The organism is Paenibacillus sp. P32E, assembly GCF_001909085.1.
Lineage (GTDB): Bacteria > Bacillota > Bacilli > Paenibacillales > Paenibacillaceae > Paenibacillus_AQ > Paenibacillus_AQ helianthi.
Genome location: NZ_LVYY01000013.1, coordinates 148258 through 169806 on the forward strand (window position 1 = coordinate 148258; position 21549 = coordinate 169806).

General features: G+C 49.6%; 15 protein-coding genes. 1 reads left to right on the plus strand and 14 read right to left on the minus strand.

Translation table 11 applies throughout. The features are described from left to right. Window positions 1–183: 183 nt before the first annotated feature. Window positions 184–1860 carry a glucuronoarabinoxylan endo-1,4-beta-xylanase XynC gene (gene xynC, locus A3848_RS13785; RefSeq protein WP_074085514.1) on the minus strand — a complete coding sequence of 559 codons (1677 nt, stop codon included), beginning with the start codon at window positions 1858–1860 and terminating at the stop codon, window positions 184–186. A 234-nt stretch (window positions 1861–2094) separates the two neighbouring features. Between xynC and A3848_RS13790 the strand changes: the two genes are divergently transcribed. Beyond that, window positions 2095–2952, plus strand: coding sequence for an AraC family transcriptional regulator (locus tag A3848_RS13790; protein WP_074085515.1), 858 nt, complete (start codon window positions 2095–2097; stop codon window positions 2950–2952). A 112-nt stretch (window positions 2953–3064) separates the two neighbouring features. Here the strand turns inward: A3848_RS13790 and A3848_RS13795 are convergent, their stop codons facing one another. The 13 genes from A3848_RS13795 to A3848_RS13855 form a co-directional block, all read right to left on the minus strand. Continuing rightward, a complete protein-coding gene (locus A3848_RS13795) occupies window positions 3065–4183 on the minus strand; it encodes a GNAT family N-acetyltransferase (RefSeq protein WP_074085516.1) in 1119 nt (372 codons plus the stop codon). A 130-nt stretch (window positions 4184–4313) separates the two neighbouring features. Then, window positions 4314–5885: a glycoside hydrolase family 43 protein gene (locus A3848_RS13800; RefSeq protein WP_074085517.1), complete on the minus strand. Its 1572-nt coding sequence runs from the start codon at window positions 5883–5885 to the stop codon at window positions 4314–4316. Between the two features lie 28 nt (window positions 5886–5913). Continuing rightward, window positions 5914–6075 (minus strand): hypothetical protein, encoded by a 162-nt coding sequence (locus A3848_RS13805; protein WP_218618688.1) that lies wholly within the window; start codon window positions 6073–6075, stop codon window positions 5914–5916. A 56-nt stretch (window positions 6076–6131) separates the two neighbouring features. Beyond that, the gene (locus tag A3848_RS13810) at window positions 6132–7292 is read right to left on the minus strand and encodes a glycoside hydrolase family 27 protein (protein ID WP_074085519.1); all 1161 of its coding nucleotides are present in this window, start codon (window positions 7290–7292) and stop codon (window positions 6132–6134) included. A 77-nt stretch (window positions 7293–7369) separates the two neighbouring features. Then, window positions 7370–8359: a glycoside hydrolase family 43 protein gene (locus A3848_RS13815; RefSeq protein WP_074085520.1), complete on the minus strand. Its 990-nt coding sequence runs from the start codon at window positions 8357–8359 to the stop codon at window positions 7370–7372. Between the two features lie 326 nt (window positions 8360–8685). Continuing rightward, complete coding sequence (locus A3848_RS13820) at window positions 8686–10392, minus strand: RICIN domain-containing protein (RefSeq protein WP_074085521.1); 1707 nt, start codon at window positions 10390–10392, stop codon at window positions 8686–8688. Window positions 10393–10559: 167 nt separating this feature from the next. After that, on the minus strand, window positions 10560–12194 hold the full coding sequence (locus A3848_RS13825; RefSeq protein WP_074085522.1) for a response regulator: 1635 nt from the start codon (window positions 12192–12194) through the stop codon (window positions 10560–10562). After that, complete coding sequence (locus A3848_RS13830) at window positions 12187–13932, minus strand: sensor histidine kinase (RefSeq protein ID WP_074085523.1); 1746 nt, start codon at window positions 13930–13932, stop codon at window positions 12187–12189. Before A3848_RS13830 ends, A3848_RS13825 begins: the two co-directional genes overlap by 8 nt. A gap of 33 nt (window positions 13933–13965) precedes the next feature. Next, a complete protein-coding gene (locus tag A3848_RS13835; RefSeq protein WP_074085739.1) occupies window positions 13966–15648 on the minus strand; it encodes an extracellular solute-binding protein in 1683 nt (560 codons plus the stop codon). Window positions 15649–15770: 122 nt separating this feature from the next. Then, window positions 15771–17102 carry an endo-1,4-beta-xylanase gene (locus A3848_RS13840; protein ID WP_074085524.1) on the minus strand — a complete coding sequence of 444 codons (1332 nt, stop codon included), beginning with the start codon at window positions 17100–17102 and terminating at the stop codon, window positions 15771–15773. A 16-nt stretch (window positions 17103–17118) separates the two neighbouring features. Next, window positions 17119–18066: a carbohydrate ABC transporter permease gene (locus A3848_RS13845; RefSeq protein WP_074085525.1), complete on the minus strand. Its 948-nt coding sequence runs from the start codon at window positions 18064–18066 to the stop codon at window positions 17119–17121. A gap of 16 nt (window positions 18067–18082) precedes the next feature. Next, a complete protein-coding gene (locus tag A3848_RS13850) occupies window positions 18083–18988 on the minus strand; it encodes a carbohydrate ABC transporter permease (RefSeq protein ID WP_074085526.1) in 906 nt (301 codons plus the stop codon). Next, on the minus strand, window positions 18985–21540 hold the full coding sequence (locus A3848_RS13855) for a DUF5696 domain-containing protein (RefSeq protein WP_074085527.1): 2556 nt from the start codon (window positions 21538–21540) through the stop codon (window positions 18985–18987). The genes A3848_RS13850 and A3848_RS13855 overlap by 4 nt, the downstream gene beginning before the upstream one ends. Window positions 21541–21549 lie beyond the last annotated feature (9 nt).

Consider the following 21549-nt stretch of genomic DNA (forward strand, 5'->3'; position numbering starts at 1 on the left):
CTCATGCAACGGGGTGCTCATGAGGCCATGTAATTGGCTTATGAGCACCCCGTGTTTTTATGGGAATTGGATAGAAATCGATAAGATAGAGAACTGGTCGAACGACAAAGCCCAGGACACTTGGACGTAGCACACTATCCACATCAGTGAATTCCGATATGTCATTTACGGAACTACATAACCCTACTGGGCCGACACATTAATACTGTCCACATTCGGTCCTTCCGTACCGGTAGTCACCACTTTAACCGTATTGGTTCCGGTATTCATGGGAACCTGAATGGTTTTTTCTCCCCAGGTTGACCAACTGCCAGTTGCTGCAAAGGCGGTATTGCTAATGACCTTGCTTCCGTTCACATACACATCCAGGTTTCTTGTGCCTGTTTCCAGTGCATAGCGAAATTTCACATTTTTCGTCCCCGCAATAGCACAGTAGACGCTGCTCCACTGAATGGAGGCATCGGTTGAGGCAGTGAAGTTAACGTACCCGGTACCGATATAGCCCGAATTGGTAGTTTCTGCCGCGGCATTCGTTAATGTTGTGCCTGTTTCAGCTTCATAAGTGGTGCCAGTGTCTGTACCACTGTCGTTTCCGAGTGCAGCTACAAAGGTGGTCACACTTTGGGCGGGAAGCTGGGCTGTAAAGGAACGGTTCGACACATTCACGGATGCTCCGGAGGCAACTTTTCGGCTGGCGTCCGTGATCCATGTGGATACGCTCGATGCCGTACCATTCTGCAGGACAAAGTTCTGGCTTACAGCTGAAGTGCTTTTGTTAATGGCTACTATGACAGCTTTGTTGTCGCCTTTGTATGCTGAAATGTATACATTCGTATTTGGATTCTTTGTAGCGTCAACTCTTACATATCCAGGACGGATGAATTTGGAGAACTGAGCCATGCTATCCCCGCGCTTACTGATCGTACCATCCTCATTCATCGGACCGTACTGTCTGCGGATGTACCACCATACATATGCCTGAAAGTCCGCCTCTACCATAGCATTGTGCATATGATAAGCAACTTCCAGTGCCTCAGGCCAGCGGTTCGCAGAGTTATTGTCACTGTTGGGATAATACACTTCTGTCATCCAGAGCTCTTTCCCTGCCCCTTTTTGTTTGAAAAGCGGATAAGGAAAGTCATTAAACGAAGTGCCATAGGTGTGCGCACCCAGAATATCCATATTGGCAAGTGCCTGTGAATCATTCAGGATAGGGTCCGACATATTCTTCAAATAAGAGAACGACTCAGGTGCTATAACCCGGCAGTTAATCGACCCCGCATTATTCTTCATAAAAGTAAGCATTTCTGCTGGAGTCCACCAGGTCCAGGTATGTGCATAATCCGGTTCATTTTGAACAGAAATCGCATAAAGATCCACACCGTTATTCTTCATATACGTAACGAAATCGTTCAGATGCTGCGCATACGCGGCGTACTTATCGTACCTGAGCCGTTTGGCGGACGTATCGCCGTTGTGATTGAAGGTCTCCGTCATATCACCGGGAGGATTCCAGGGCGAAGCAAAAACTATGGCTCCGTGTGCGACTGCAGATTTTGCAGTTTCCACTTCTTTGTACCAGTTATTTTTATTGTCATCCACATAGATTCGCAGGACAGAAAACCCTAACTGGTTCGGTCCATTGCCAAAAGCCGTTTCTCTTTGCGCTGCGGCCAAATCTCCAGCCCAAGCCGGGAGGTTAATGCCTCCAAACCCGCGGATCACTTGTTTCTCTGCTGATAAATTAACGGTCACATCGTTTGCTGCTGAAGCTTTAGGAGGCGTAGGTACCATCATTACCGACAGCACAGTTATACATGCCAATAATGTACACAGTGATTTTTTTACCCCTGAAATCATTTTTCTCATCTCCTCATCGTGTAATTTCCGCCAAACCCTGCTCTTGTCACCTCCTGTCTGATCGAAGCGGCAGCCGTATCTCATCTAAGCTTGTCCTTACTTCTTGCAGTACTTGCAAGCGCTTCCTTTTCCTGTATTATAATAAGTATCTGCTGTATAATCCTTGCAAATAAACGCTACTATATTGCGCGAATACCTATAATCCCAAAAGTTACAATAAAAGGATTGGATGCTATGGATCAAGAGACAAACTATATTTTCGCACCTATTAAAAAAGAATTGATTTGCTTTCATAAAACAACAGATACGGAGCTGATCAACCCCGCCTTGCCTTATCACCGCCACGATGCTTACGAAATATATTTGTTCCTAAGAGGCAATGCTTACATGTATCTTGAACAGTCCTGCTACAAACTGGCCCCTGGCGATTTAATCATCATCAGCCCCAGCGAAATGCACCGTTGTATCTGTATCGACAATCAAATGTATGAACGAATAGGGCTGAATATCAAGAAATCTGCCTTGGAGAAGCTTTCAAGTCATCGCTCGAATCTATTATCCTGTTTCGAATCCCATCCCTTCGGACAAAACAATCTAATCCGGATCTCCCAGGACCAAATTGTGATGTATTGCGGGCTTGCAGAGAAATTGATCTCCTGCCTTAGCTCGGAGGCATATGGACAGGATCTTCTGGCGGAATCCTACGCAACCCAACTGCTTGTGTTCATCAATACCCTGTATCCGTCTGCCACATACCAATCGAACAATCTCATGCCGGAGCTGGTCAGCAAGACCATGACCTATATCAAGGAGCACCTGGTCGAATCTATTTCATCTGAGCAGCTGGAGCAGGAGTTTCATTACAGCGGCAAATATATAAGCCAGCTGTTCAGAGAGCATACCGGACTTACGATACGCTCCTACATTGTGGACAAGCGCATCACGCTGGCTATGAGCCATCTGGCCGCAGGCAAGACCGTTGCCGAAGCCTGTGAGCTGTCCGGGTTCAGCGACTATGCTAATTTTATAAGGAGCTTCAAAAAAATAGCCGGCATGCCCCCGGGAAAATATAAAGCGGTTATACAGGCTTGAGAGGCTCTTTCAGCTCTTAGCACAGGACCAAAAAGAAAAAAAGCCAGAGGCAACTTAAGTTCGCCTTTGGCTTTTTTTGTCTAATTCGGGGTTATTGTGAGTAGTAGATTAATCAGTATTTATCAATCTTGTACCAGAATAAGGGCAGCGGGAACCACCCTGTAGGCACATCCACTGCCATATAGCGACTGTGCTGTGTAAGAAGAAGCGCCTGAGCCTGCTGCTTATTAAGGACTACTGCATCCGGCTTAGCAGACCGCTCAACAGTCACGCCATCCGCATCCACCCGTGCAGTAACCGGCTGACCGTCCATGACTGCGGAGAACTCCCCCTGGACAATCCCTGTCGTCTTAAGCTTAAGCGTCAGATAAGCCTCTAATACATTGGCGAAATCCAGAATATGATACATATCAGAGTTCTCGATAACATAGTCGTCAGCAATGCTGCCAAGAGCTGTATTTAGAGAAATGTCATATTCTGGCGTAACAATAGTGATTCGCTCTGCTCTGCTATATCCCCTGTAAGCCTTGATCGTCCGTGCAATATCGTCCGCATTTGCCACTGCGAATTCAGATATTTCATCGCCTGCTTCGTTTCCAATCAGATACCCGATCAGCTTGCCTTTATCCAGGACACCCAGGGCCTTTTGATGGAGGCTGTTGAAAATAAGCGGCAATTGCTGTAAGTTACGTTCAATATAAGCCAGCCGCGAGGTGTTCATGCTATGCGCAAAGGCTTCTGCTCCTTCAATCCCGAATAACGGGCTAAAGGATATTCCAGTGTCGTTCACATGTCTTAAGCCATGGCGCACATTGGCCTCTCCCACGAAATACTTGAACTTTACACCGCCAAGCGTGAAGCCGAAATACTCATATCTCTGTCGCTGACCATATAACACAACCATATCACACGTATTGCGCAGTTCTTCTAGCCACATGTCCATGAGCGCCTTCATATGCCCTTCGCCACGCGCACGCGGATGAACCGATACGGTACCCAAATAGCCGGTTCGCAGCGTATAATCACATACCGTCAGAGGCTCTGGAAAAACGGCTACCTGTGCGCGCAGCCTGCCTTTCTCATCCACAGCAACCTTATGCATAGCTGAAGAATCCACGTTCTTGTTATAGGCTTTGGGCATCAGGGTTTCAAAATCCAAGCGAAAAGCATAGTTGGCCAAATCTATGCATTCCTCACGCTCATTCGGAGTTGCCGTTCTGTATTTAACCATTTTGCCCTACCCTTTCAGTGTAAGTATTTAACTCCCATCCTATAACTATGATTCTAGATGCATATGCAATATCCTGCCGCATGTCATTCCGATTCCCGCCGCCTGGCCGCGGCCACATCAATCATATGCTTTAATACGCGCCATATTCAAAACAGTCAAAATCTGCCGCATTGTCAGAGGCCGTACCGTTACTCGTACAATACATTCCTATGCAGCAGCCCACAAATCCGCCTGCCACTTCGGTACTCAAACTACTCGTATCTATATGTTCTGCAACCAACTGATATTGATCTCCATCCGTGCTGTAATAGAAGCTCAACTCCTGGCCTCTTGCAGCTATCTTTAAATACAACCGCCGAGCATCTACCTCTGCCTGTGCAACATTCGTCTCCAGGCCATTGATACAGGTCACAACACGTAAGGCTTGTCTGTCATCCTGCAACACGCGCTCAAACCGGATATGATACATTTCATTTTGAATGACAGCCAAACCTGCCGATTCATGGATGCTCCGCGCCGCAAACTCCATCACTGCTGCTGCCGTATAGTCAAAATGCTGTTGCCGCAAACAGACAAAGCTGAGATTATCCTGATCCTTGAACGTTTGAGGTTTTAGCTTTAGCCGCAAATATCCTTTACGTTCTGTCAAAGAATATAAATCCTCCTGCGGATTCCTTAAGAACATCCATTTATGTGCCAGATTATCACTGTCAAAATGGTCGCAGCGCAATTGCGGCTCCACCGGAACCGGCGTCAATCCTATGACCCCCTGCTCCTGCAGAATTCCCCGGCCCTCATTGACTACTGGCCATCCATCCTCCCAAATCACTGAAGCAAGAAACGTCTCCCGCCCCAAATTACTATAGCTACCTCCATAAGGACGTGAGGCGAGCATCACCATATACCATTGACCGTCTTCAGCCTGAACTAAATCGGCATGCCCCACATTGATAACCGGATAATGTTTGCCCAGATGACGATGTGTAATGATCGGGTTGTTCGGATTCCCGGTATAGCCTTCTGTCAGCTTCTGGCTGCGTGCGACGGTCACCGCGTGATTCGGCCCTGTTCCCCCCTCGGCAATCATTAAATAATAGAAGTCATCTTTCTTGTACAGATGCGGCCCTTCCGGCCAGATCACATCTGTCATGGCACCTCTCCAAAGGACATAGCTCTCCCCCGCAAGCGCCATGGTCTCCAAGTTCAGTTCCTGAATCCATACTTCCCAGTTGCCGTCATAACGTACTCCAGTTGAGTTAGGCCTTGTACCCAAATAGTAGGTTCTTCCGTCATCATCAAAGAAAATCGTGGGGTCAATCCCTACCGCTCCTTGAATAAAATAGGGCTCCGACCATGGCCCCGCAGGATGGGTTGCTGTAACAACGAAATTTCCGCCATGGGTTACATTGGTCGTAATCATATAGAACATGCCCTCATGGTAGCGTAGGGTTGGGGCAAAAATCCCCCCTGAGTGCCTGGCCCCCTGTAAGTTCAATTGTGAGGGGCGGTTAAGCACGTTGCCAATCTGCTTCCAATGGACAAGATCACGGCTATGGAAAATCGGCACCCCAGGAAAATAAGCAAATGTCGATGTCACCAAATAATAGTCTTCCCCCACCCGGCATACTGAAGGGTCCGGATAAAAACCTGGCATAATCGGGTTATTATAAGTAACGGAATTGTGTTCAATCGCAGTTGTCATTCTTTTACTCCTCCAGTCCTAGTCCAGCTTATCGAAACAGCACACAATTCCCGGATTCCCGGAAATATTTGATCAATTTCTCAATGGGACTGCGCCCGCATTTCAGTTGCTCGCCGAGACAGTCTATACACAGGAAGTCTTGGGCGTTGCGCGTAACAAGCTTCAGGTAAATCGCCACATCATCCGTCATTAAAGGGACTCCGCATGTTCTGCATGTCCTATTCCTATTCATGTTCATGTGATCCTTTACACCAATTTCGCCCGCACAATCAGACAATCATGAGCCGGAACTACAGGAGCATATCTTTCTCTGAATACGCCGATTTCTTTATGCTCCCAGCAGTCATACAGCGACAGCGATTTTCCGGAAGCATAGGGGAGTCCGATATCCCAGAACTGCAACGACATTTCCCTTTGACCATCACTTAAATTGAAGAAACCTATCGCCACGTCTCCGTCAGTTAACACTTTTACCAGCATAAATACATCATCTGCATGAAACCATTGCGGTTCCGGCTTGATGCGATAAGCACCGCGGCCCTCCACATCCTGATTAATGGCAATCAAATCCCCGTTCATCAGAATATCTCTGGTGGCCTGGTTGGTTTTCCGGATGTCACTGCCAATCATCAGCGGAGATCCCATCATGCTCCATATAGAAAAATGGGTCTTGTACTCCACATCACTACAACCGCCGATTTGGCTTCCGATAAAGTCGCTGTTGCTGCCTCCATACATGCCGACAACCAGCATATCCATATCATTATGACAATATGCTCCTGTGTAGCAGGCCTTATCAAGCTGTGACAAAGCTAAACTCTTGATGGAATCCCAGCTATCCTGAATATCCCCTGTGGACCGGTACATATGAGCGCCGGATTCACGAATCCAATGGTATACATTGTCCTCACCCCAATTGCATGCTGAGAACAGGATGTCTCTTCCGCAGTTTTTGAGCGCCAGGCTCATTCGTTTGTACAGCAGTTCCCCCGATATATGTCTGGGCTTGAAGCAGTAATCATACTTCAAAAAATCTACGCCCCATTCTGCCAGCAATTCCGCATCCTGAAATTCATGTTCAAAGCTCCCCGGATATCCTGCGCATGTATGTGTTCCTACACATGAGTACATCCCAAACTTTAATCCCTTGGCATGAATGTAATCTGCAAGCGCCTTCATTCCGTTCGGGAATTTGACCGGATCAGCAACCAGCTTGCCATCGTTGTCCCTTTCTTTCAGGCTCCAGCAATCATCAATAACAATGTACTCATATCCCGCATCCTTGAACCCCTCTGCAACAAGTGTATCGGCGGCTTCCCGGATAAGCTGCTCATTAATGTCCCATGTAAAGGTGTTCCATGAATTCCATCCCATGGGCGGTGTCAAGCCGAGTTGTTGTTTGTTCATCAAAGTATTCATCCTTTCGTGTAATCCAGCTACACCGTCCTTTACTGGACAGCATAGCTGTTGTGGATTGCAGATCCCTATTCCCCAGAAGGGTATGGATGAATCTTCTGAATGGTGCCGTCCGGATTATAGTGTAGCTCCGTATATTTGACGCAGCGCTTATGATTGACACCCTCAGACAGGGAGCTGTCATGGTAGAACAGATACCACTTCTCTTCAAACTGAACGATGGAGTGGTGCGTAGTCCAGCCGATAACCGGTGACAGAATCTCACCCTTGAAGGTAAAAGGACCTGCCGGATGCTTGCTGACCGCATAGACCAAGGTATGCTTTGTGCCTGTCGAATAAGACAAATAGTAGTAGCCATTATATTTATGAACCCATGGCCCTTCAAAATATCTCCGGTCCTCATCACCAGCAAGAATCGGATTTCCTTCTTCATCCACAATGGAAATTTCTTGCGGCACCTCCTGTAAAGACAGCATATCTTCGCTTAACAGCGCCACACGCGGCCCTAGTGCAGGCTGGTCAAGGGCCGGCCCTTCCGCCCCCGGGCGGAAGGTGCCGGTCTGCCATTGTTCAAGCTGGCCTCCCCAGAGGCCGCCAAAGTAAATATACGCCCGGTCGTCTTCATCCACAAAAACAGCAGGATCGATACTGAAGCTGCCGGGAATATAGTCCGGCTGCGGCGTGAACGGACCTGCCGGAGATGAAGCCGTCGCCACACCCAGACGGAACACCCCCTCCCGGTCGCGGGCCGGGAAAAATAAATAGTAAGTATTGTTCTTATAGGCGGCATCAGGCGCCCATAGTTGTTGCGACGCCCAGGGAATCTCGCTCAGATGAAGCACTTGCCCGTGATCTGTCACAGGGGATTCAAAATTCTCTATGGATAGGACATGATAGTCTTCCATTGCATACTGGTCACCGTTGTCATTGTCCGGTCCATTATGATCCAGGTCATGGGAAGGATAAATATAAATTTTGCCTTCAAATACGTGGGCGGACGGGTCCGCTGTGTAGATGTGGGTTACGAGTGGCTCGTTGGGTTTGGGCAACTGATTCATGTATAAATCTCCTCTTCTTGAGTATATTGGCTTGAAAGAACATCTCTTCGTACTGAAACTAAGACAGCAGGAAGAATAGAAGCCTATCCAGCAACCGCTTACAATACATATTGTACTGTACTCTTCCAGCCGTCACCCATACCAAAAGTAAAGAATTCTCCCTATAAATCTTACACGTTTATTGCAGGACTACCGGCAGATTGCAGATATCAACATGGTATCGGACAACACAAAAGATCGTATGGCGCATAATTACATGAATGCCATACGACCTTTCCCCATTCCAAATAATCTCATCTCACTGCAGGCTTTCCTGGCGCTTCCGGCTAATTCACCTTAACTAACTGCCATTGCTGATTCAAATCGCCGCGGTACAGGTTCTGCTGCAGCTTCGCGCCGTCAGCACTGGAGGCTCCCGTGACCTCAACAGCCTTGTTGCTGTTCATGTTGAGGATGCTCCAATAGCCATTGCTTAGTCTGATCAATCTGAACTGCTGGGCGGTAATGCCTAAATCCTGCATAAGCTGAATCGCTTCCCCGTTATTCTTCGATCCGTTGCGGACATCCATTACCTTGTTGTCGGAAGAATTGACGCTTCGCAGACGGTAATAATTGTTGGAAGTGCCCAGATCCGTGGCAATCCATTGCTGTGCTGGCACATTATTGTCCGTCCATTGCTGGAGCTGAAGCGCATTGGTATTCTGTCCGCCGGGGACATCAATCACTTTGCCCGATGCCCGGTTGACGATTTTGTATGTCGCCCCGCTGGTCACTCCATTCCAGATCCCGTTCCAGGGATTAAACTGCGCCCGCTCATAGTACCATTCGAATATAAACCGGGCCATTCCGTCCCGGGCGGTATTTCCGTCATAGAGCAGCCCGGCTGTCGGGTCAGCGAAGGAGCTTCTTGTGCCGGGCTCCAGCAGGAATCCGTTCATATGGACGGCAATGCTGACATTTCCCGCTGCGGTAAATATGGCTTTTGTATTCTTGCCAAATCCTGCATTCGATCCGTTGAACAGATCCCAATAAGAAGAATCCCCCGGCTGTTTCTTGAACCAGGTCGTCTCTGTGATATTAATCGGGTATTTATCGGCACAAGGCTTGATACTAGTGTCCCAAATTTCCTGCAGCGGCGTGTAATTGTCATAGGCGCCGTAACCCGGATACCAGTGCACGGCGTAACCATAATTGTTCAGAGGGTCCGTAAGCGGATCGGATGCGGTCAACTGATAATGCTGATCCCATCCAAGGCCCGAAGCCCAAATCACATTATCCGCCCCTTTGCTCCGTATAGTGGAGATCAGGGAGTTCTGGAAGTTTTTAAGGGAGTTCCAAAAGGCCGGAAAATTAGGCTGGGAGGGATTTCCTCCCCATTCGCCGTTCACATCGCTTAGTACCGGTTCATTAATGAGCTCGAACATCACATTGTCCGCACTTTTTATGGCCGGCTGGGAAGCGAGATAACCCCAGATTTGATTGAATTTGTCCAGATTGCCCTGAGTTGTCGCCTTGTTGTCCTTAAGCGTGAAGTCGAGGCCGAGTGTGACATACAGACCTTTTGTCTTGGCGTAATTGATATAAGGGATGATAACGTCCTGGGTAACCGACTGCAGACCGGCAAAATTATACGTACCCGCCGCCACATCGCCCATGTCTTCGCGGTCAATGAACAGGCGAACCTGATTCATGTACCAGCCGTGGCTGTTGCCGTACTTGGCCGAGGTGCTGGTGAAGGTGTCAGTGATGTCCTTCAAATACGCAAGGGTTGCCGCATGCCGGTTCCCTCCGTTGCGGTCCAAATAATAGCTGCTGTTCTGATAGGTCCAGTAAGCACCGCTGGGCTGATGCCAGCCGCTGAGCAAAACCGGCTGTCCGCTGCTGTTCACCAGTTGATTACCGCTCACATGGAGCTTGGACACAGGCATGCCCTCCCATGCCTGTGCGGTTTTGCCGCTGGAGAGCATAGGCGACAGAATAAGCGCCAGCATTAGCAGCAGCTTGATCGACCCATTCATTTTCCTCTTTTTCATAGATACCCATCTCCTTAATTTTGTAGAGTAGCACTTAATTGTAATTATTGTAAACGTATACAAATAAATTGTACTCTCTCTGGAAACGGGTTAACAACCTGTGTAACTATAGCTGTTCGACTGTCAAATTATAGATTGGCATGCAGAAACGGATTCACCGTCAATTCTTATATTTTAAGCAGAGACTCCCGGTATTCCTGGGGGGTCATGCCCGTTGTCTTCTTGAAGAAACGGGTGAAGGAGTGGGGGGCCTCATAGCCTACACACATCGCTACATCGCGTATTTTCAGCGTTTCATTGCCTAACAGTTCCTTCGCTTTAACAGACCTGCAGTTGTCGATGTACTCGGATAAGTTGATCCCCTGTTCCTGTTTGAAAAACCTGGACAGATACGTAGGGTTAAAATAATGCAGCTCTGCCAGCCGAACCAATGACAAGTCCTCGCTCAAATTGCTGCGTATATAATCGCATATCCGTTCGATCACCTCCGAAGACCGTTCCTTTTCAGCAGAACTCCTAAGCCGGAAGATATCGGCGGCAAGCTTCTCCAGTTCATTCATGCCTTCATTCAAGGACAAATGCTCGTCAAGCCGCATCAGCTTGCCATAATCATTGACGAGGCCGTGGATATTCCAACGGTTCATATAGGATAGAAGTACAAGGGCGACCGTATAGTACATCTCCGTAGCTGCTTCTACACTAACCGCCCTATGAAGACCTTCCTTGATTTCACCCAACGTCTCCAGGAATCGTTCCTGCCTCCCGGCATCAAGATGCGCTGCCAGATTCTCCACCCGCTGATTGAGCCGGACGCCTGCCTCCTCTTTCACCCCATCAGGCTCCAGCCGGCCCGTCCGATCAATCAGCACCATAGAGATGCCGTCTCCAATTTTCACTTGCTGAAGCCGGTGGAGCCTGTCATATTGCCGGCTGATTCCCCTCCATTCACAGGCTGAGCCACTAACGGCAAAAGCGATGGTCAACCCGAGCGTCTGCCGGCAGGAATCCTGGATAAGCTCCAGCGTCCCTTCAAGATACCGCGAAAAATGGCCATTGAATGCGGCTGCCGCATGATCGAAGGGTTGAAGCAGCCATAAGACATCCCCGTGTCTGTCGAGAATCCCGGTATGCCTTGCCATCTCCGCCAGAAATGAATTCCAGATGACTCTGGAAGAAGTTACAATCTCGCTTCGATCCAGATAAGAGATCCCCCCGGGATACGTCAGACGTCCGAGAATCAGCATAACCGGGGATTCCGCATCCAGACTTATTTTGAGCTTGCGGAAATCATTCTTCAGCACTTCTGTATCCGCGCATAAGGTATGGCTGTCCTGTAGCAGGTGATGAAGGTAGTTGCCTTGCGCAATAACTTCCATCGCATGACGTTGTTCCTGTGACTTCTCCAGAAGCTCATTCAGCTTGTTGCCTTGTTCGATTTCCAGCAGCACCTCCTGAACTGTCTCGACAATCTTGTCGAAGCCTTCTGTCTTCAATAAGTAACGGGCATTAGGAATTTGTAAGGCACTGTAGGCGTAATCGAACTCGCTGTAACCGGTCAGAAAAATGATCTTGGAGCGCGGCCAATATTTGCGGATGTGCTCAGACATTTCGAGCCCGCTCATCCCTGGCATCCGGATATCCGTAAGCACAATATCTATTCGTGTACGTGAGAGCCATTCCAGTGCCGATTTCGCGGAATATACTTTATATACATCCAGCTTGTCCGGAAGGAGCCGGTTAAACACTTCGTATAAGCCGTCCGTTATTATTTCTTCATCGTCAACGATCAAGAGTCTATACAAGCTCTTCGCCTCCTGTCAGCCTGATTCTAATCACGACTTTGAGGCCGTTCAGCCCGCTTCTATCCACAAACAAGCCGCTGCCTTCCCCGTAGATCAATTGGATGCGCCGGTGGATATTAATCATACCGGTGATCTCATACGATTCGTTTTTTTGATCCAGCCGTTTTCGCAAAGTTTCGATTCCGTCATCGGTGATCCCGCTGCCGTTGTCCTCCACAATAATTCTGACTTCCGTTTCCTCCTTCTCAAAAGAAACACGAAGCTCTCCCTCATCCGCCTGCTTCTCCAGGCAGTGCTCATAGGCATTCTCGATAATGGGTTGAAGAATAAGACGAGGGACCCGGATGTTCTCCAACTCTTCGGGCAGTTCGTCAAACTGGACATGAATGCGCCTGGAGAACCTCATTTTCTGGATCTCCGTATACATTTGTGAATGACGGGTCTCCTCTGCCAGCCGGACATTATCTTCTCCGTTTCGGGTGATAAATCTGAAATATTCGCCCAGCATATTGGAGAACGCCTCAATCCGCGTAATATCCCCTTGCTTGGCCAGCGAGTTCAGGATAAAGAAGCTGTTGTATAGAAAATGGGGATTAATTTGTGACTGAAGCTGCTTAAGTTCTGCACGCTGCATCATGAGCTTCTGTGTGTAATCCTGATCAATAAGCATTCTGAGCCTGCTGAGCATTTGATTAAAACGAAGATACAAATATCCAAATTCATCTTTGCGGGCATGGACAATCTGAATATCCAGCGAACCGCTTTCCATCTTCTTGAAGCTTCGTACCAGCACAAGCAATGGCTTTTGAACGAGCTTGTAAGTAGCATAGGAATACATAAGAACTGCCAGAAAAGATGCTGCGGCGAACAGCCAGGCCCAGAGTACAAATTTGGTTAACGGCCGTTTGACAGCCGTTTCCGGCAAGTAGGTAACTACCGCCATTCCCAGCTTGCCTGAAGAGAAGCTGTCGACATGGTATCTCATACCGTCCAGTACCCTGGTTTTCTCAAGCTTCCCTTCATGCATGGCCTGGTTATAGCTCTGAAGCATCTCCTGAGCGTTGCTTCCAGTCCCAAGCGCATAACCCGACTGCATCGAAACCAGCAGCGATCCGCTCTCAGCGTAGGCGTTGATCTGCTTCAAGGAGTCCTTCAGCTTCTCGTTATCGAGTTCAATCTGAATGATAAAGAGCGGAGGCTCCCCCATTCTGCCGCTGGACTCGGCGACGCTGAGCTCCAGGAAGTTGTTCCAGTTGATGAGCCGGCCTTCTTTTTTCAGATCAACGGACTGGAAGAAATTATATTTCCCGCTGTCCAAATCATCGATGGCATTCATAGCCGAAATCGTTTTATCAATCGTACGAATATGGACATATACATCGCTGATGTAGGCACTGCTGTTCTTTAGGGAAGTGACCCGCTGGGTAATGTAATTCAGGCTCTCTCTCTTTTGGACATCGTCCATGAATTCCCATGTCACAGCAATCTTGTTCAGCTCGGTGTCCTGGGCAAGATCATATTGCTGGATTTCCATCCATTCAATCTCACGGTTCAGGGCCTCCAAATAATAAGTTAATTGCGACAAAGTGGCTCTTGATAAATCCTGGCTTGCATTTTTATAGCTCCAATTGTATAGATAGAGACCCAGCAGCAGAATCGGAAGAATAATAACGAGATAAGTAACAACCATCCGGATAAAAATGGTATGGCGCATGGACTCGGCAGGGAATTTAAGCAAGCCATCCGCCTCCGTAGCCTTCCGGGTTCCTGTTCATTTTCCAGCCCCGCCTTTCTCCGCATACCACTGATTGACCTCAGCCGTTATTTGTTCACCGCCGAGCTTGTTCCACTGTGCGGCGAATTCATCAAATTGGCCGATCGGTCGTCCCTGAATGATATCCAGAAAAGCATTGATCTGGAGGTTGTATAAAATATTCTGCTTCTCGATCATCGTTTCCGTAGGGGCTCCGACAAAGCTCTCGTACAGAAGCTGATTATTTTTCTCATACTGGTCAAGGATGGAGAATGCCCCCGAAGCTCCATAAGTCAAATTCCATCCCCAGCCCGTCTCGCTTTCCTTGCCGCCGGCTTCGTAGGCGGCGATTCTTTTCTGAATCGTCTTCGCTTCATCCTTGAGCACGGCGGCATTCCCGGTGAGCCGGAATTCTTCAAGCTGGCGGAAGGCCTCGAGATTCTTCAAGACCGGATATGGAGTCACGGGCGACAGCTTCCATACCGCCTGAGGGGCATTATAGTACGTCTCATAATCACCGGTCACTCCCCAGTTTTTTTCGAGATGCAGGTTGAACAGCTTGACGAGTGCTTCAGGATGCTCATACCCCTTGCGGACAGCCAGAAATTGGTTGGTGCTGAACGGAAGCGGAACTTTAGGAGCTGATCCAGACCCGGAAACAAGCGGAAAAGCTTTCCACTCCGCCTGCCAATTGTGTTCACGGCTGGTTTGAACCAGAAACGAACTCCACTGCTCTCCGTACAGCATGCCGATTTGTTCATTCTCAATCTGCTTACTGGCCTTCACACCGTCTTTGAAACCAAACTCTCTGTCCAGCTGTCCCGTGCGGTACATCTCCTGGAGTACCTGTAAGGCGGTCTTAACCTCCGGCTGAATCCCTCCATAGACAAGCTTTCCGCTCTTGTCCTTGATCCAAATACCGGGATAGGCGTTATACCCTGCCATAAACCCGGTAAGCCCCATTACCGGGTCCCACAAATATTTGGTTAAAGCGAGGCCGTACGTGTCCCTCCGACCGTTCCCGTCAGGATCCCTCTCTGTAAACGCTTTCGATATTGCCAAAACATCATCCATCGATTGCGGCGGCTTTAGCCCTAGAAGGTCCAGCCAGTCCGTGCGGATCCATATAAACATGGCCCCTTCAATAGACGAAGTGGTCTCCGGTATCGCCATCAGCCTGCCGTTAATAGTTGCGGTGTCGAATGGGCCGCTGCCCTCCTGGCTCAGCACTTTTCGGGTCAGCGGAGTTGCATAATCGTTGTAGACCTGGGTAAGATCCTGAATCAATCCCGCATTGCTGAGCACTCTGAGCTGTGAAGCGTTCACCCGGACAATATCCGGGATATCGCCGGAGGCCAGGGAAGCGCCGAGCTTTCGGGAATAGATGGAGCTCCAGGCGGTCCAGTCATACTTAATCCGGATACCCAGCACATCTTCGTAAAGCTGTGTCCAGCGGTTATCCTCCAGCGTCTCCCCGGGCAGTTGACTCAGCATTTCTTCAAGCGCATCGTTATTTTCACGCACGAAAGAAAGCTGAATGGGCTGCTCGTATTTGCTTAGTCCAGGCTCCTGGTACAAAGACGATTTCTCCTCTATTCCATCTGAGACTGGATGCTCGGAAGGAAGGTTGCCGCTTCCCTCGCAAGCGGTCAACAGTTGAACGGCGATACATGCTGTGACAGTCCAATGGACTCGGTTCATGATTGTTTTCGGCACCAGTTGCACCCTCACTTTGCAAGAATATAAATCTACCGGAATATTATATTATCCAAGCAAGTCGAAGGGAAATGTAAGGTGCATTTCTTGATTAGCTTACCTGTTCTTTACCACTTTTTCACTATCGCCGGTTTGAAGCCTATCTGGAACCCTGTGACCGCCTGGAATGCGAGTTTGGCCTGGAGCTGCTTGTCGAACAGCAACGGAGCCTCGGTGCGCACGACGGGAAATGTGCTCAGCCAGGTATGGTCGTCCGAGATCCCCCAGAACATTACCCCGCTTAGCAGCTCCTTGCGGGTTCTTAGCGCGTCGAACAATTCTCCGTACCGTTCCGCCTGCTGCTGCAGAATATCCCCGGGAACATCCGCGCCTACATCGCTTAGGTCATTATAGACATACAGACTCATATCCAGCTCGGTAATCTGGTTATCGAGCCCCAAATCGTGGAACTTTTGCATGGATTCTATAATACTCTGGGTGGAAGGGTACTCCAGATTAATATGGGTCTGGTGCCCGACCCCGTCGATCGGTACACCCTTCTCCAGCATTACCTTCACCAGATCGTACAATCTGTCCCGTTTAACCGGATTGTCTGTTCCGTAATCATTGATATACAGCTTGATGTCCGGTCCCCCGGCCTTGCGGGCAGCCCGGAAAGCCGTCTCGATAAAGCCGGTACCGGTAATCTTGTACCAATTACTGGCCCGCATTCCTTCCGGGTCTCCCGGCTCAATCACTTCATTCACAACGTCCCAGGAGGAAATATCATGCTTGTATCGTCCGACAACGGTGCTGATATAGGTGTCGAGCCGCTGAAGCAGCAGCTTCTTGTTCGTTTCGCGTTTCTTCGCGTCGGTCTCATCGGCCATAGCTTGGCCTGCTTCATCCCTGAAGAACCACTCCGGCGTCTGACTGTGCCAGACCAAGGTATGGAAACGCAGCCCCATGCCGTTCGCCTTGGCGAAGGCAACGATCCTGTCGGCCCGTTCCCAGGTGAAGCTGCCTTCTGCTGGCTCAATCGCATCCGGCTTCATTGCATTTTCGGCAACAATCCAATTGACCTGCTGCTTCAGCAGCTCCACTGTCCGTCCTTCCGTCTGTTCAGGTTCAATTGCTGCTCCCATGCGGAAGTAATCAGCATAGACTGCAGACAGCGACAGAAGACCCGTCTGAACCGGGGGTTCAGACGAATCTTCTGCGGATACAGCTCCAACCGTCTGCTTCGCTTCACCGGATGGCTGCTCCGATACAGCTTCCGGCAGCGTGGCCGGCTCCGGGGTTGGGGAGAATGCTTGGTCTCCCTGCGGTCCCGGCACAAGAGAAGCCGGAGTGTTGCCTTCCGCCGGGTCGGGCCGGCCGGAAGGCAACAGGAACGCTGCGGCAAGTACAAGAATTAGGGCGAGCATGGCGAGAAGCCCGCGCCTGCGGTTACTATTCATAGCTATAGCCCTCCTTTTAACCGACAATGCCGGTGCGCTCTATACTTTCAACAAAGTAGCGCTGCACGAACAGGTAAATGATAATCAGCGGCAGAATCGCAAGCAGTATCCCTGTATCCTGGACCATGCTCAAGTAGAACGGATCGGCCTTGGAATTGGCTCCGTCCTCCAGCATAATCGCCAGATTATAAGGTAATGAGCCTAGTTGGGTTGCCATCACCTTGCTTGAAGTCAGATAGGTTGTCGTGAAGAAGCTGTCGTTCCACTGCCATACAAACGAAAAGAGCAGTACCGTGACAATGGAAGGTATGGCATTGGGGAGCATAATTCTGTAGAAGGTTTTGCCCACGCCTGCTCCGTCGATATAAGCCGCTTCCTCGACCTCCTTCGGGATTCCCCTGAAAAATTGCCTGAAAATAAAGATGTACAACCCCGCCTTCAGCGAGTTGGCAGTGGCTGATGTTAAGATAAACGGCCAGTACGTGTTCAGCAAATTGACCGTCTTGCCGGTCAGAAGCGGGACCAGTCCAAGCAGGCTGAAATCTTTTAAATTCAGGTAGACTGGAATCAGAATCGTGATAGGCGGTACGAGAATGGTAAGAATAACCCCAGCGAACAGAACCGACCTTCCCTTGAACTTGAGCCGGGCGAACCCGTATCCTGCAAGCGCGCAGGAAATGGCTGTCAGCAGCGTGGTCAGCGTTGAAAGGGTAAACGTATTGAGCAACGCTTGCCAGTAATCCATGATATCGATCGCTTTGATAAAGTTATCGAGCGTGTAATGCTCGGGAAGCCAGATGACGATCGGCGAATACAGATCGCCCTTATCTTTGATGGCCGTGGATATCTTCTGGAGAATCGGATAGAGGATAACGAACGACAAGCCCGCAAGCAGGGTCAGCCGCACTAAGGACCAGATCCATTTCTTCCAGCGTTCCAGCGACAGCAGCCGGGTCGCAAACATTAGGCCCATCCCCCTTTTAATCATAGTAGAAGACCTTTCTGGAAATCAGGAAGCTGCTGATGACCAGAATCAGCGTCACGGCAGCAAAATATAGCCAGGCCATCGCGGAGCTAAGACCGAAATTGAACTGGGTGAAGCCCGTTTCCCGAATCAGATCCGTCATTTTGTTATTCGAAAAGGAATCGATAATGGTGTAGATGACATTCACCAGAATGAGCGGGCTGACCATGGGAAAGGTTATTTTCCAAAAAGCCTCATACCCGGTCGCCCCCTCCATCTTGGAGGCTTCATACAGCTGCGGTGAGATGGTCTGGATACCGGCCAGGAAAATTAGGATTTGCACACCGGACTGGCTGACAATGTCGTAAATGCGACTTACCGCGTTGCTCAAATAGTCGACAACCCATTCGCTCAGCCCCGCGTCCAGCATCAGGCTTTCCAACTGAAAGGTGCCCATTCCGTGGATGGCTCCAGCCCCGGCATTCTGTTCGTTGACGGCTTGAATCAGGCTGGTACTCTCCAGGTTCAGAATCACGCCGGAAGCCAGGATAACCGGCAGAAAGAAAATGGATCTGGCCAGTGATCTCCCGATAAACTTCTGATTCAGCAGCACTGCCAGAAACAGACTGAAGATCACAATGAGAGGCACATTGATGATCATGTTCAGAATCGAATCCGCCAGGGAGCGGTTGAACTCGGTATTCACCGTCAAAGCTTCCAAATAATTTTTAAAGCCGCTGAAATGAACAATCAAGCCGTCGGAATTGGCCTGTACCGAGCTTAGGCTGTAGCGCAGGGAAGATAAAAGCGGAATCAGGAAGAAGAAAATGAATCCGAGCAGCCAGGGCAGCACATAGAAAAAGCCCAATAGCGCTTTTTGTTCGTTGTAGGTTCTGCGATTCAGTCTCAGTATGGATTTCAAAATTGCTCACCACCCGTAATATAGCTTTCGGCCTCAATCGTCCGGCCTTCGGCAAGCACTGCGGTACGATTATAATTAACAACAACATATACGCCGTTTTCGTAGGTGCTTTTATAAACGCCGTCTGCCAGCTTCTCGTGTCCGGTCAGCCTCTGATTCTGAACGATCTTCAAAACCCCGTTCACTTCCAGGTACATTTCGGCGGCCTGGTTGATCCATTGTTCATAGTTGACCGCATACAGGTCATCGAATTCCGTGTCCTTCACCTTGTGGTTCGGCTCATAAATCCATTCATAATAGACGCCGGAGCCATATTCCAGGCTCTTCAGGATATATTGCTTCGAGTTGGTATATGTGGACAGATTGTAAGGCTTGCCCGTGTAGTTCACATATCCCCGGACGACCATTGGATAGAACGGAATTTCCTCATCCTCCAGCTTGAACCGGCTGCTGGACATCGGCGCATCCGTGATGTCGGACAAGTAAGGAAGCGCATAGGCATTTCCTCCGTCGGCCATGATGTGCAAGGACTGCTTGGAGATCCGGTCCAGGGACTGAATGGATATTTGCTCGGACTCCCCCCGGTCGATTTCGTGATCTCTGCGGAAATCGCTATTCAATTCATCGGCCATATCCCTTAATGCGATGCCACCGGTATCAAACGGTTTCATTCCCTTCAGCGTGGCATCCACATAACCGCCGACCCTATCTGGTGAGATAATGTAAGAAGGGGTGCGGGTACGGTCCCGCCTGTTCAGTGCCATATTGTAAGGATATACGGCTGCCGGGATTTCACTAAGCATTCTGGAAGCTTTCTGGTTAATCTTGAAGCCCGAGGTCTGGCCTGCCTTCAGGAGCGCAACATCAGGGAATAGCTGAACCCCTTGTTCCCTGGCGAATGCCGCCAGGCGGTTTAGACCCTTGCTGCCGCCGAGCGCCTTGTCAACAGACAGCTGATCGGGCACTTTATGATCCAGTCCCCGATTGAACCAGCCTGCATATTTAAGCATGATATTTTCAATGCCGCGCTGCTTCATCTGCTCCAGCACAGACTGGGCATCCTCAAATGTGGTCAGCGGCTCCAGCGATTGATAAGGGATGCCGAGCACATGCTTCGTCTTGGTAATGCCGCCCACCAGTTCAAGGTAAAAGGGCGTGTTCACCAGAGCTTCCGCCGTTTGCGCTTTGGGCAGTCCGCCATGGTCTGTCAGATAATTCTGGTAATAACGTGCCATGCCCTGGTAGGATGCATCCGCACCGCTTAAGAACGCATAGCGGATTACATAATCCGTCTTGGGCATTTCCTGCTGAAATCTCGGCAATGTGCGGTTCTGGTCTGACGCGGTCAAGGTGACATCTCCCTTGGCAATTAGCGTAAAGCTCGGATACACATAGTTATAGCTGTTCACTCTTCCGCTGGTATCGGCATTAATGGTGGCAAACGGCGCTCCCTGTTCAATAATGCCCAGCAACGCGCCTTCCTTCCGGATCAGGCCGAACACCGGCAGCTTGACTTCCTGCTGCTGCGCGTAGGCGTCCGTTGTTTCCGTTGCTCCATCCTTCCCGTAAACGGCCTGCTTGTAGGCTGGATATTTGGTTTTGCCATTGTTGAAATGAATCAGCGCCCCGGAGCCATCCGGCACAAACAGTGAACCTTGTTCATTACGGCCGCCCGCTCCAAAGAAGCTCAGGACCGAGATATCATTGACCGGATAGTCTGCGGGATAGCGGATATCCGCCGTCGGAACCTTCACCACCAGTTGATCCCCGTCGAGCGAATATTCAATCGACAGCTGGAAGATACGGGGCACCGGCTTGGTTTGGCTCAAGTGGTTCTCGGCAATATCCTGCTGCAAATCTTCCTCCGTATACCCCGCTTTTTCAAAGCCCTTCAGTGTCCGGTCCAATTGAAGCCCCTTCAGCGCTTCATCGTTGCGGGTATACACGCCTTTCTCCTCATCGAGAGTGTAGGCGATTTTCATGGTACGCAACCCGGTTTTATCCATCTTGCTCATGATCTTCTCCTCGAACCGCGCCTTGCTCATCTTCATCGGCAGATCTTCGGCCGTTTTGGCAGTAGTTCCGAACTGGTAGAAGACCTTGACGCCTTCTGGCGTCTGTTCCATTTTCATTTGCTTATTGGCAACGCTGTCCGTATACGAATTGACAGAGCTGACCTGTCCCAGATAGTTATAAAAATCCAGCTTGATCTGCGCGGACAACAGGTCTTTATTGTCTCCGCTTGCCAGTGCATCTGCTTCCCGTTTGAGCGGATTGCTGTACCAGACCGTTCCGTCCGACTGCTTCTTAATGGCTATGCCGCCCGTGGCTTCATCCATAAACAGCCGGAGGTGCTCATTCTCCAGAACACCTTTCATGCCGTCCACACGCGTATCGTCAAAGGCGGATTTCAGACGGTCCCCTTTATCAAAGGACACTTCAAGATCCGGTTCATGCCCGCTCGTCTGGCTGCTTGAACCGGACGATGTACAACCTGCCAGCATACTCATGCTTAAGAGAATCGAGAGCAGTATGATTAACGGCTTTCTCATTCCCGGTCC

What these genes read in the sequence shown, in the direction of transcription:
- A3848_RS13835 (WP_074085739.1), bottom strand. Translation starts at nt 15,648, where the DNA reads ATGAACCGAGTCCATTGGACTGTCACAGCATGTATCGCCGTTCAACTG.
- A3848_RS13790 (WP_074085515.1), top strand. Translation starts at nt 2,095, where the DNA reads ATGGATCAAGAGACAAACTATATTTTCGCACCTATTAAAAAAGAATTG.
- A3848_RS13795 (WP_074085516.1), bottom strand. Translation starts at nt 4,183, where the DNA reads ATGGTTAAATACAGAACGGCAACTCCGAATGAGCGTGAGGAATGCATA.
- A3848_RS13840 (WP_074085524.1), bottom strand. Translation starts at nt 17,102, where the DNA reads ATGAATAGTAACCGCAGGCGCGGGCTTCTCGCCATGCTCGCCCTAATT.
- A3848_RS13820 (WP_074085521.1), bottom strand. Translation starts at nt 10,392, where the DNA reads ATGAAAAAGAGGAAAATGAATGGGTCGATCAAGCTGCTGCTAATGCTG.
- A3848_RS13810 (WP_074085519.1), bottom strand. Translation starts at nt 7,292, where the DNA reads ATGAACAAACAACAACTCGGCTTGACACCGCCCATGGGATGGAATTCA.
- xynC (WP_074085514.1), bottom strand. Translation starts at nt 1,860, where the DNA reads ATGATTTCAGGGGTAAAAAAATCACTGTGTACATTATTGGCATGTATA.
- A3848_RS13800 (WP_074085517.1), bottom strand. Translation starts at nt 5,885, where the DNA reads ATGACAACTGCGATTGAACACAATTCCGTTACTTATAATAACCCGATT.
- A3848_RS13855 (WP_074085527.1), bottom strand. Translation starts at nt 21,540, where the DNA reads ATGAGAAAGCCGTTAATCATACTGCTCTCGATTCTCTTAAGCATGAGT.
- A3848_RS13845 (WP_074085525.1), bottom strand. Translation starts at nt 18,066, where the DNA reads ATGTTTGCGACCCGGCTGCTGTCGCTGGAACGCTGGAAGAAATGGATC.
- A3848_RS13815 (WP_074085520.1), bottom strand. Translation starts at nt 8,359, where the DNA reads ATGAATCAGTTGCCCAAACCCAACGAGCCACTCGTAACCCACATCTAC.
- A3848_RS13805 (WP_218618688.1), bottom strand. Translation starts at nt 6,075, where the DNA reads ATGACGGATGATGTGGCGATTTACCTGAAGCTTGTTACGCGCAACGCC.